We start from the raw sequence: 11,342 nt of genomic DNA, 5'->3' as shown, positions 1-11,342 counted from the left end.
GGCCGAGTCCTCCCCGGCGGCATTCTCGGTGTCGAGCGTCGTCGTTTTTCAAACTACGGCCTGTCCGCTTGAATTGTCCCCACGCGCTCCGGATGCCTCCCGAAGCAGCCGGAGTGTTCACCCTAATGGTTAACCGGGCCTTATTGAAGCAGGATTGCGCACAGACCGTGGCAAGAAAATGTCCGACCTGGACGTTTCGTGAAGATAGTAAATAGATTTTAAGTGCCGGTCGGGCCGTCCTGGTCCTTGTCCGGCCGTCCTCCGGCGGGCTCGAGGCCCATCTCCTTGAGTTTCCGGTAGAGCGTCGAGCGGCCGATGCGCAGCCGCCGCGCCACCTCGCTCATCTGGCCGCCATAGAAGGTGATGGCAAGGCCGATGACCTCCCGCTCGACGGCTTCGAGGGGACGCACATGGCCGTCATCCCCGATGGCGCGCAGGAGCCCGGGATGGAGCGGCTGGCGCGCCGGGCCCGCTTCCGCCTTGGGCTCCACTGCCGTCGCAGCGGGGGCCGCGGCCTCCATCTGCTCGGCCGGCCCGCCCGACTCGATGCCTTCCACCTGGGCGCGGATCTGCGGGAATTCCTCGGCCGTCAGTACCTCTCCGTCGCACAGCACGACTGCGCGGAAGACGGCGTTTTCCAGCTGCCTGATATTGCCGGGCCAGTCATAGGCCGACAGGAGATCGAGTGCCTTGCTGGAAATCCCGGTGATTGTCCGGCCCGGCATGGTGCCGGCGAAGCGGGCGATGAAATGCTGCACCAGAAGGGGTATGTCCTCGCGCCGATCGCGCAACGGAGGGATGGTGATCGGAAAGACATTGAGGCGGTAGAACAGGTCCTCACGGAACCGCCCTTCCCGCACCTGCCCGAGGAGATCGCGGTTGGTCGCCGAGATCAGCCTTATGTCCACCTTGACCGTGCCGCGCGCGCCCACCGGGTCGACCTCGCCCTCCTGCACCGCTCGCAGGAGCTTGACCTGCACGTCGAGCGGCAATTCGCCGATCTCGTCGAGGAACAGCGTGCCGGTATTCGCCTCGACGAATTTGCCGGCGTGCTTTTCCGTGGCGCCGGTGAAAGCCCCCTTCTCGTGGCCGAAAAGGATGCTCTCGACGAGATTGTCGGGGATGGCGCCGCAATTGACGGTCACGAAAGGCTTTGTGCGGCGCGCGCTCTCGCGGCGGATCGCGCGGGCGATCAATTCCTTGCCGACGCCCGATTCGCCCTCGATGAGGATGGGTATGTCCGAGGCCGCCGCCTTGCGGGCAAGCTGGATGGCGCGCTGCATCGCCGGGCTGCGGGTCACCATGTCGCGGAAGCTGAACTCGCTCGCCGCCTTGCCGAGCTTGCGCCGCTGCTCGCCCTCGAGCGCCTCCACCTTCAGCGCGTTGCGGATCGCGGTGCCGAGCCGCTCCGGCGAGACCGGCTTCACCACGAAATCGAAGGCGCCGGCGCGCATGGCGGCCACCGCGGTCTCGATGCCGCCTTTGGCAGTCTGCACGATCACCGGCACGTCGATGCCGTGCCGGCGCATCCGCTGCATGACCTCGATGCCGTCCATGCCGGGCATCATCAGGTCGAGGATGACGGCGCGCAACTCGTCCGGCCGGGTGCTCTCGACGGCCTCCAGCGCCATCTCGCCGCCTTCAGCCAGAAGCGGGGCGTAGCCGAGCTTGCGGACCGTCGCGTCGAGGAGACGGCGCTGCACCGGGTCATCATCGACGATCAGGACGGTTTCAGACATGGATGCAGACAGCTCGACGAATCTTGGATGTGACTCCCTGTGGACTGGAACTATATGACAGGGGCTTCTAAACAGGCGTTCAAGAAACCCGGTGAACGAATCCTTGATCCGACCCGTCGGATCGCGCGGAAGGAGTAAGCCCATGGCCCATCATAGAGGAAGTGCGCGCCGCATGCTTTCGATGCCCGATAGGGGCGCCGCGAGCGGCACCCAGCCCGATTTGGGCGCGCTTCCCGAATGGAACCTTTCCGACCTCTATCCCGGTATGGACAGCCCGGAGCTCGCAGACGATCTTGCCCGCGTCGCGCGCGAGGCGGCGACATTCGAGGACAAGTGGAAGGGGCGTCTCGCGGCGGAAGCGGCCAAGGGGGCGAACGGCCGGCTGGGCGAGGCGGTGCGCGCCTTCGAGGCGCTCGACGAGCTGTTCGGCCGCATCGGCTCCTATGCAGGTCTGGTTTACGCCGCCAACACGTCCGATCCCAAGCGGGCGAAATTCTATGGCGACGTGCAGCAGAAGCTGACCGACGCCAGCACGCACCTGCTTTTCTTCACCCTCGAGCTCAACAAGATCGACGACGACCTCATCGACGCCGCCCTGCAGCAGGATGCCCGGTTCGGCCATTACCGCCCATGGGTGCTCGACATCCGCAAGGACCGACCGCACCAGCTCGAGGACCGCATCGAGCAGCTGTTCCACGAGACCTCGCTCACCGGACGCGGCGCCTGGAACCGGCTCTTTGATGAGACCATGACCAGTCTGCGCTTCAATGTCGACGGCGAGGAGCTGACGCTGGAGCCGACGCTGAACCTCTTGCAGGACCGGGACGGGGAGAAGCGGCGCAAGGCGGCCGAGGCCCTGGCGGTGACCTTGAAAGGCAACATCCGCCTCTTCACGCTGATCACCAACACGCTCGCCAAGGACAAGGAGATCGCCGACCGCTGGCGCAGGTTCGAGGACGTGGCCGACGCCCGCCACCTCGCCAACCGCGTTGAGCGCGAGGTGGTGGAGGCGCTGGCCGCCTCCGTTCGCGAGGCTTTCCCGCGCATATCGCACCGCTACTACGCGATGAAGGCGAAGTGGCTCGGCATGGACAAGCTCAACCACTGGGACCGTAACGCGCCCCTGCCCGAGACACCGCAGGCGATGATCGGCTGGGCCGAGGCCAGGGAAACCGTTCTTTCCGCCTACGGCGCCTTCGCGCCGGAAATGGCCGAGATCGCCAGCCGCTTCTTTGACCGCAACTGGATCGACGCGCCGGTGAGGCCCGGAAAATCCCCGGGCGCTTTCGCCCATCCGACGGTGCCTTCGGCCCACCCCTATGTGCTGCTGAACTATATGGGCAAGCCGCGCGATGTCATGACCCTTGCCCACGAGCTCGGTCACGGCGTGCACCAGGTGCTGGCTGCCGGCCAGGGCGCGCTGATGGCCTCCACGCCGCTGACCCTTGCCGAGACGGCCTCCGTCTTCGGCGAGATGCTGACCTTCCGCTCGCTGCTCGATCGCACCACCGACCGGCGCGAGCGCAAGGCCATGCTTGCGCAGAAGGTAGAGGACATGATCAACACGGTCGTGCGCCAGATCGCCTTCTACGAGTTCGAGCGCAAGGTGCATACGGAGCGCCGCGCTGGGGAACTGACTGCGGAGCGGATCGGCGAAATTTGGCTCGAGGTGCAGTCGGAGAGCCTGGGGCCGGCCATCGCCCTGCGGGAGGGCTACGAGACCTTCTGGGCCTATGTGCCCCATTTCATCCACTCGCCTTTCTATGTCTATGCCTATGCCTTCGGCGATTGCCTGGTGAACTCGCTCTTCGCGGTCTACCAGCAGGCGGAAAAAGGGTTTCAGGACAAGTATTTCGAGCTGCTGAAAGCGGGCGGCACGAAGCACCACAGGGAGCTTCTCGCTCCCTTCGGCCTCGATGCGTCGGACCCATCCTTCTGGAACAAGGGCCTCGCGGTGATCGAGAACCTGATCGCCGAGCTGGAAGCGCTGGAGGAAGGCCGCTAGGCCGGACCGGCGATGGCGCAATCGTCACGCCCCCCTCTGGGCTGCCGCCCATCTCCCCCACAAGGGGGGAGATCGGCTGCCAGCGCGGTCTACGCCAATCGCCAACGCGGCAATGGGAGCACCCGTAATGCGGCCGGCGGGATCTCCCCCCTTGTGGGGGAGATGTCCGGCAGGACCGAGGGGGGCGCGAAAGGGCGCGACGGGAAGTATGTTTTTGCATCTGGGAAAGGAGAGGCTAGATCTCGGCGCCCCGTTGCAACCCACCCGATCGCGCTCTTCCGCAACGACCTGCAGGACGAGACGCTCTGCTTTTCCGCGCCCGAGGAGATCCTTCTCGCCAAGGAGCCGGGAGAGTTCCTTCCCGCCCTCGCCCGCGCCGAGGCCCTCCGCCGCTCCGGCAAGTGGCTAGCGGGCTATATCTCGTACGAAGCCGGGTACCTCCTGGACGAGGCCCTGGTGCCGCACTTGCCGGAAGGCCGGCGCGCCCCTCTCCTTTGCCTCGGCGTCTTCGACGCGCCGGCGCCTGCCGGGGAGGAGCCTGGCCGTCAGGCCGAGCCTCCTCCTCGCCTCTTCGACACAAAAGCGGCCTGGAGCTTTGCGGACTACCGGACGCGCTTCGAGGAGTTGCACCGCCATCTGCGCCTCGGCGACTGCTATCAGGGCAACCTCACTTTTCCGGTCAGCGCCCGCTGGGAGGGCGATCCGCTGGCCCTCTTCCAAGCGCTGACCGCCCGCCAGCCGGTGCGCTATGCGAGCTTCATCGATCTTGGCGGGCCGGTGGTTCTGTCGCGTTCGCCAGAGCTCTTCTTCGAGGTCTCCGCCGAGGGCTGGATCGAGACGCTGCCGATGAAAGGCACGATGCCGCGCGGCAAGACGCCTTCCGAGGACGAGGCGATCAGGGAAGCCCTGCGCAACGATCCGAAGAACCAAGCGGAAAACCGCATGATCGTCGACCTCCTGCGCAACGACATCTCGCGCATCACCGAGGTCGGCACGCTCGCCGTGCCCGAATTATTCCATGTCGAGACCTATCCCACCGTGCACACCATGATCAGCCGGGTCCGCGGCAAGCTGCTTGGTGGCCTCAGCCTGACGGACATTCTCGCCGCGCTCTTTCCCTGCGGGTCGGTGACCGGCGCGCCGAAGATCAGCGCCATGAAGATCCTGCGCTCGCTCGAGGCCGGCCCCCGCGACGTCTATTGCGGCGCGATCGGCTGGGCTGCGCCGGACGGGCGCATGCGTTTCAATGTCGCGATCCGCACCATCTCGCTCTATCCGGGCGGCGAGGCTGTCTTCAATGTGGGCGGCGGCATCGTCTTTGATTCCAGGGCGCGCGACGAATACGACGAGGCGCTGCTCAAGACGCGCTTTGCCGTGGCGATGAGCGAATAGCTTCGGAAGGCGCTCTCCTACTCCCCTACTCCCCTACTCCCCTACTCCCCTACTCCCCTACTCCCCTACTCCCCTACTCCCCTACTCCCCTACTCCCCTACTCCCCTTTATTGTGACGGCGATCTGTGTTTTGACGCAGTCTGCCGCCCTTGAGGCGGCTTTCCGGAATGCAGAAGGAGTGCTCCCGAAATGGCAGAGAAAGAGTGGCCCATCCACGGCACGATCACCGGCCCAATCGTCATGATCGGCTTCGGCTCGATCGGACGGGGCACGCTGCCGCTTATCGAGCGCCACTTCCGTTTCGACAAGTCGCGCATGGTGGTGATCGATCCGGTGGACACGGATCGCAAGCTGCTCGACGAGCGCGGCATCCGCTTCATCCAGAAGCATGTGACCCGGGAGAACTACCGCGAGCTGCTCACCCCGCTCCTGACCGAGGGGCAGGGCCAGGGCTTTTGCGTGAATCTCTCCGTCGACACCTCTTCCCTCGATCTCATCAAGCTCTGCCGCGAATTAGGCGTGCTCTATGTCGACACGGTGGTGGAGCCCTGGGTGGGCTTCTATTTCGATCCCGGCCTGGGCAGCGCCGGGCGCACCAACTATGCCCTGCGCGAGACCGTGCGCGAGGAGAAGCGGAGGAATCCGGGCGGCACGACCGCGGTCTCCACCTGCGGCGCCAATCCCGGCATGGTGTCCTGGTTCGTCAAGCAGGCGGCGATCCATCTGGCGCAGGACTTGATGCTCGACATCGAGGAGCCGGGTCCAGACGACCGGGAGGGCTGGGCCAGGCTCATGCAGCGGCTGGGCGTCAAGGGCATCCACATCGCCGAGCGCGACACCCAGCGCTCCAGGAAACCGAAGCCGATGGACGTGTTCTGGAACACTTGGTCAGTCGAGGGCTTCGTCTCCGAGGGCATGCAGCCGGCCGAACTCGGCTGGGGTACGCATGAGAGGTGGATGCCGGAAAATGCCCGCGGGCACGAGAAGGGCTGCCGCGCGGCCATCTATCTGGAGCAGCCGGGCGCCAACACGCGCGTGCGTAGCTGGTGCCCGACGCCGGGTCCGCAATACGGCTTCCTCGTGACCCACAACGAATCGATCTCGATCGCCGACTTCTTCACCGTCCGCGACGAGAAGGGCGAACCGGTCTACCGGCCAACCTGCCACTATGCCTACCACCCCTGCAACGACGCCGTCCTGTCGCTGCACGAGATGTTCGGCGCGGGAGGCAAGCCGCAGCCCGAGCATCACGTGCTCGACGAGAACGAGCTGGTGGACGGCATGGACGAATTGGGCGTCCTGCTCTACGGCCATGCGCGCAACGCCTATTGGTACGGTTCGCAGCTGACGCTTGAGGAGGCGCGCGAGCTTGCGCCCTATCAGAACGCGACCGGTCTCCAGGTGAGCTCGGCCGTGCTTGCCGGCATGGTCTGGGCGCTCGAGAACCCGGAAGCGGGCATCGTCGAGGCCGACGAGATGGACTACCGGCGCTGCCTCGAGATCCAACTGCCCTATCTCGGCCCAGTCAAGGGCTACTATACGGACTGGACGCCGCTCGAGGGCCGTCCCGGCCTCTTCCCGGAGGACATCGACGAAAGCGACCCATGGCAATTCCGCAACATACTGGTGCGGTAATTCCTCCGGCCGACTCTGCGGCTTGCATTCGCGCGAAAAATCCGCCGAATGATGGCATTCTTCAGTGGAGGCTAGTCATGGTCACATTTCGCAGGTCAGCCGTAGCGGCGGGGTTGGGGTGCGCGCTCATTGTCTCCGGCTGCGCCGGGGGCATCCCGCGCGCGGCCGAGTCCGCGCTCGAGGGTCAGTGGGTGGACGCGCAGGGGGTCGGCGTCTCCACCTTCTCGGGCGGCCAGTTCGTCACCGTCGCCAGCGACACGGGAAACCGCGTCTCGCAGGGCACCTACCGCTTCAGCAACGGCCGCAATGTCGAGATCGACATGACCTCGCTCCTGCGGCAGACGCGGATGAATGTCAGCTGCACCATGGAAACGCGAAACCAGCTCAACTGCACCAATTCGCAGGGCACAAGCTTCGTCCTCACCCGCCGGGCCTGACGGTGCGGGCAGGGATTGGCGGCCGGGCAGGCGACTGCCCGGCTGCAGCCGGCTCCGCCGGACCTGTGGCCGCACGGATTCTCGCCACGCCCTGCGCGTCCTCCCGAACCCCCGATCCATCCTGCGCCGGCCGCGCCGTTCCGAGGCCGCAAGCCGGCAAGTTTCCCTTGCATCGCGCCCGAGCCCGGTGCCAACATGCCGGGCAATCAAGAACGTTGCGAAACCGACATGATCAGGCGGTAGAGCGGGAATACGGGACCTAGGGAGCACGACCATGAAGAGATTTGCAGTCCTTGCCTTGAGCGCATCGGCTCTGGCGCTTTCGGCGGCGCCGTCCTTCGCGGACTTTACCCTCAACATCCTCCACATCAACGATTGGCACAGCCGTATCCAGTCCATCAACGCCTTCGATTCCACCTGCTCTGAGGAGGACGAGACGGCCGGCGAGTGTTTTGGTGGGGCGGCGCGCCTTGTGACCGCGCTGAGCGACCGCCGCGCGGCGCTTGAGGGGCAGAACGTGCTCTTCCTCAATGCGGGCGACAATTTCCAGGGCTCGCTCTTCTACACGACCTACAAGGGCGACGCGGAAGCCGAGTTCCTGAACCTGATGAAGCCCGACGCGATGGCTGTCGGCAATCATGAATTCGACGACGGCGAGGAGGGCCTTGCCGCCTTCCTCGACAAGGTCCAGTTCCCGGTGCTCGGGGCGAATGTAGAGACGACCGAGGCTTCCAGGCTCGGCGACCGGGTGAAGGACCATGTCATCCTCGATGTCGGCGGGCAGAAGATCGGCATCGTCAGCGTGGTGGCGAACGACACGGCCGAGCTTGCCTCGCCCGGCGAGAACGTCTCCATCACCAATGATGTCGAGGCGCTCACCGCCGCCGTCAAGGCCGTGCAGGACCAGGGCGTCAACAAGATCCTCGCGCTCACCCATGTCGGCTACCCGCGCGACGTGGAGGCTCTCGCCAAGATACCCGGCGTCGACGTGGTGGTGGGCGGCCACAGCCACACGCTGCTTTCCAACACGGCCGAGGGCGCCGCGGGCCCCTACCCGACCATGGTGGACAATCCCGAGGGCTACAAGGTGCCTGTCGTCCAGGCCGGCGCCTATTCGAAATATCTCGGCGACCTGAAGCTCGTCTTCGACGACAATGGGGTGGTCAAGGAAGCCACGGGCGATGTGCATCTGATCGACGCCAAGGTAGAGCCGGATGCTACCGTTGCCGCCCGCGTGAAGGAGCTCGCCGGCCCGATCGAGGAGCTGAAGGCGCAGGTGGTCTCCGAGACCTCCGCGGCCATCGACGGCAGCCGCGAAACCTGCCGCGCCGGAGAATGCCAGATGGGCAATCTCGTCACCGACGCCATGCTGGCGCGCACCAAGGACCAGGGCGTGCAGTTCGCCATCACCAATGGCGGCGGCCTGCGCGCCTCCATCGACCAGGGCGAAGTGACCATGGGCGAGGTGCTGGAAGTCCTGCCCTTCCAGAACACGCTCGCCACCTTCCAGCTCAAGGGCTCGGACGTGGTGGCCTCGCTCGAAAGCGGCGTCGGCCAGATCGAGGAGGGCGCCGGCCGCTTCCCGCAGGTCTCCGGCCTGCGCTACACCTTCGACAAGTCCGTGGCTGCCGGCCAGGGCCGGATAAAGCAGGTCGAGGTGCAGGCCGAGGGCGGGTGGGAGCCGATCGACCCCAACGCCACCTACACCATCGCCACCAACAATTTCATGCGCAATGGCGGCGACGGCTATGCCCTGTTCGCCCAAAACGGCCAGAACGCCTATGATTTCGGCCCCGGCCTCGAACAGGTCGTGGCCGACTATCTGGCGGCCAACAACCCGTACAAGCCCTATACGGACGGGCGCATCACCGAGGTTTCGGCCCCGGCAGAGCAGCAAGCCGCCGCTCCGGCAGAGCAGCCTGCCAGCACCGCACCCGCGACGGCGGCAGGCGAGCAGGCTCCGGCGACGACGCAACCTGCCGCTGAAACAGCTGCCGGCGCTGAGGCTACGGACGGAGCCGCCGCGCCGGACGTGCCCGCTGCCCAAACCACGGAACAAGCGCCTGCAGCCGCCACTGAAAGCGCTGCGACGGAAGCGGGCGAAGGCGGCCCGGCCGCGATATCCGAAGCGCCCGCGGCAGGGTCGGCAGGTCAGGCGCCGACGCCGACAGAGCGGCCGTCCAACGACACGGCGGCACCGGACCCGACCCCCACGCAGCGGCCGGCCGGCGGAGCGGCCGTGACGGGGAACCAGGCGCCTGCGGCCGGCACGGAAGCCGCGCAGACCGGCCAGAGCGGCACCACGGCGACGGCTGAGACACCCGCGGCGACCACCGGCGACCAGGCTCCGCCCGCGACGCAGCCCGCGGGCGAAACGGCAACTGCGGGCGCGGAGGCCACGGCCGGAGCGGCCGGAAGCGACACGCCCGCTGCCCAAACCGCGGAGCAGGCGCCTGCGGCCGGCGCCGAGGGGACCGGGGCCGGCCAAAGCGGCACCGCGACAACGGCCGAGGCACCTGCAGCGACCACCGGCGAGCAAACACCCGCGGCGGGCACCTCCACCGAAACGGCGGCTGCCGAGCCGCGGGCCGGCACGGAGCCTGCTCAGGCCTCGCCCGTCACGACGCATGTGATCGCCGCCGGCGACACCTATTGGGATCTTGCCGAGGAGTTTTACGGCGATCCGACCAAGTGGCGGACGTTGGCCGAGGCGAACCCGCAGCTCCGCGCCGGACGGCTGATCGTCGGGTCGACCATCACGGTACCTCGGGCGGAGTAGGCTGCGATCGGCGGACTTCCCAATGCCCCGCTCCGGCGGGGCATTTTGTTCCTGCGGCCACAAGTGGCATTGCCTTCCGGCTGAAATCGGCTACCTCCGCTTTCAAACGGAAGCGCAAGAATGACCATTGAGACCACACGCCGAATAGAACCGGAAAGCGCCGCCTTCCCGGCCCCGCCTGCGGCGCTGCCGCTGGCCGGCAAGGTGGGTGTGCTGCTCGTCAATCTAGGCACGCCCGATGGCACGGACTACTGGCCCATGCGCCGCTATCTCGGCGAATTCCTGTCGGACCGGCGCGTCATCGAGTGGCCGCGCGCCGTTTGGTACCCGGTGCTCTACGGCATCGTGCTCTCCCGCCGGCCGAAGAAGTCCGGCGCGCTCTATGCGAAGATCTGGAACCGCGAGCGCAACGAGTCGCCGCTGCGCACCTTCACCCGGGCGCAAGGCGAGAAGCTGGCCGCAGCCCTGGCTGGCCATGACAATGTGATCGTCGACTGGGCGATGCGCTACGGCAACCCCTCCATCGAAACGGTGACCAACAGCCTGATGGAGCGCGGCTGCGACCGGGTGGTGGTCTTCCCGCTCTACCCGCAATATTCGGCGACCACGACCGCGACCGTGAACGACAAATTCTTCGAGGCGCTGATGAAGCTGCGCTTCCAGCCGGCAATCCGCACGGTGCCGCCCTACCCCGGCGAGCCGGTCTATATCGACGCACTGGCCCGGTCCATCGAGCGCCATCTCGCAGGCCTTGATTTCGCGCCGGAGGTGGTGATCGCCTCCTATCACGGCATCCCGAAGAGTTATTCCGAGCGGGGCGATCCCTATTACGAGCACTGCCTTGCCACCACGCGGCTGCTGCGCCAACGGCTCGGCTGGGACGAGAAGAAGCTGGTCACCTGTTTCCAGTCCCGCTTCGGCCCGGAGGAATGGCTGCAGCCCTACACCGACCAGACCGTGGAGCGGCTTGCCCGCGAGGGCGTGAAATCGCTCGCCGTGTTCAACCCCGGCTTCGTCTCCGATTGCCTGGAGACGCTGGAGGAGATCGCGGTCGAGGCTGAAAAGACGTTTCGCGCCGCCGGCGGCGTGAATTTCACCCATATCCCCTGCCTCAACGACAGCGAGGACGGGATGCGGGTGATCGAGGAGCTTGTCCGGCGCGAGCTTTCCGGCTGGCTCTGACGTCGCGGTGGGGCCGATGCTCTTTATGGGGAGGGTGAAGGCGCGTTTCATCGCTGCCACGCCCGGCTTTCGCCGTCTGGCCATTGAAGAAGGTGGGAAGCGGGGCGCGTGATCCGTGCCTCTCTGTTAGTTTACGTGGCGCGTTCCACGCGCCCCGCCGGCCGCTGTCCCGA

At 66.3% G+C, this 11,342-nt stretch carries 7 protein-coding genes and 1 pseudogene; 7 read left to right on the top strand and 1 reads right to left on the bottom strand.

Going from position 1 to position 11,342, the window contains the following annotated elements; genetic code table 11:
* Positions 1-218 precede the first annotated feature (218 nt).
* Positions 219-1,739: a sigma-54 dependent transcriptional regulator gene (locus RIN79_RS13235; RefSeq protein WP_309085137.1), complete on the bottom strand. Its 1,521-nt coding sequence runs from the start codon at positions 1,737-1,739 to the stop codon at positions 219-221.
* 172 nt (positions 1,740-1,911) lie between these two features.
* Between RIN79_RS13235 and RIN79_RS13230 the strand changes: the two genes are divergently transcribed.
* The 7 genes and pseudogenes from RIN79_RS13230 (at position 1,912) to hemH (ending at position 11,169) form a co-directional block, all read left to right on the top strand.
* Positions 1,912-3,744, top strand: a complete 1,833-nt coding sequence (locus RIN79_RS13230; protein WP_309085136.1) for a M3 family oligoendopeptidase — start codon at positions 1,912-1,914, stop codon at positions 3,742-3,744.
* 162 nt (positions 3,745-3,906) lie between these two features.
* A complete protein-coding gene (locus RIN79_RS13225; protein ID WP_309085135.1) occupies positions 3,907-5,136 on the top strand; it encodes an aminodeoxychorismate synthase component I in 1,230 nt (409 codons plus the stop codon).
* 189 nt (positions 5,137-5,325) lie between these two features.
* Complete coding sequence (locus RIN79_RS13220) at positions 5,326-6,771, top strand: homospermidine synthase (RefSeq protein WP_309085134.1); 1,446 nt, start codon at positions 5,326-5,328, stop codon at positions 6,769-6,771.
* A gap of 77 nt (positions 6,772-6,848) precedes the next feature.
* On the top strand, positions 6,849-7,208 hold the full coding sequence (locus RIN79_RS13215; RefSeq protein ID WP_309085133.1) for a hypothetical protein: 360 nt from the start codon (positions 6,849-6,851) through the stop codon (positions 7,206-7,208).
* Between the two features lie 274 nt (positions 7,209-7,482).
* A pseudogene (locus tag RIN79_RS13210) lies at positions 7,483-9,312 on the top strand (bifunctional metallophosphatase/5'-nucleotidase); the annotation flags it as partial.
* 135 nt (positions 9,313-9,447) lie between these two features.
* Positions 9,448-9,987: a LysM peptidoglycan-binding domain-containing protein gene (locus RIN79_RS21580; protein ID WP_375165934.1), complete on the top strand. Its 540-nt coding sequence runs from the start codon at positions 9,448-9,450 to the stop codon at positions 9,985-9,987.
* 120 nt (positions 9,988-10,107) lie between these two features.
* On the top strand, positions 10,108-11,169 hold the full coding sequence (gene hemH / locus RIN79_RS13205; RefSeq protein ID WP_309085131.1) for a ferrochelatase: 1,062 nt from the start codon (positions 10,108-10,110) through the stop codon (positions 11,167-11,169).
* Positions 11,170-11,342 lie beyond the last annotated feature (173 nt).

Origin of the sequence: Chelativorans sp., assembly GCF_031180965.1 — a bacterium.
GTDB lineage: Bacteria > Pseudomonadota > Alphaproteobacteria > Rhizobiales > Rhizobiaceae > Chelativorans.
Note: the sequence above shows the minus strand (reverse complement) of the source record. Positions and strands in the feature narration are given on the sequence as shown.

Excerpts from the sequence above, each read along its gene's own strand:
- RIN79_RS13225 (WP_309085135.1), top strand. The coding sequence starts at position 3,907 with ATGTCCGGCAGGACCGAGGGGGGCGCGAAAGGGCGCGACGGGAAGTAT.
- RIN79_RS13230 (WP_309085136.1), top strand. The coding sequence starts at position 1,912 with ATGCTTTCGATGCCCGATAGGGGCGCCGCGAGCGGCACCCAGCCCGAT.
- hemH (WP_309085131.1), top strand. The coding sequence starts at position 10,108 with ATGACCATTGAGACCACACGCCGAATAGAACCGGAAAGCGCCGCCTTC.
- RIN79_RS13235 (WP_309085137.1), bottom strand. The coding sequence starts at position 1,739 with ATGTCTGAAACCGTCCTGATCGTCGATGATGACCCGGTGCAGCGCCGT.
- RIN79_RS13220 (WP_309085134.1), top strand. The coding sequence starts at position 5,326 with ATGGCAGAGAAAGAGTGGCCCATCCACGGCACGATCACCGGCCCAATC.
- RIN79_RS13215 (WP_309085133.1), top strand. The coding sequence starts at position 6,849 with ATGGTCACATTTCGCAGGTCAGCCGTAGCGGCGGGGTTGGGGTGCGCG.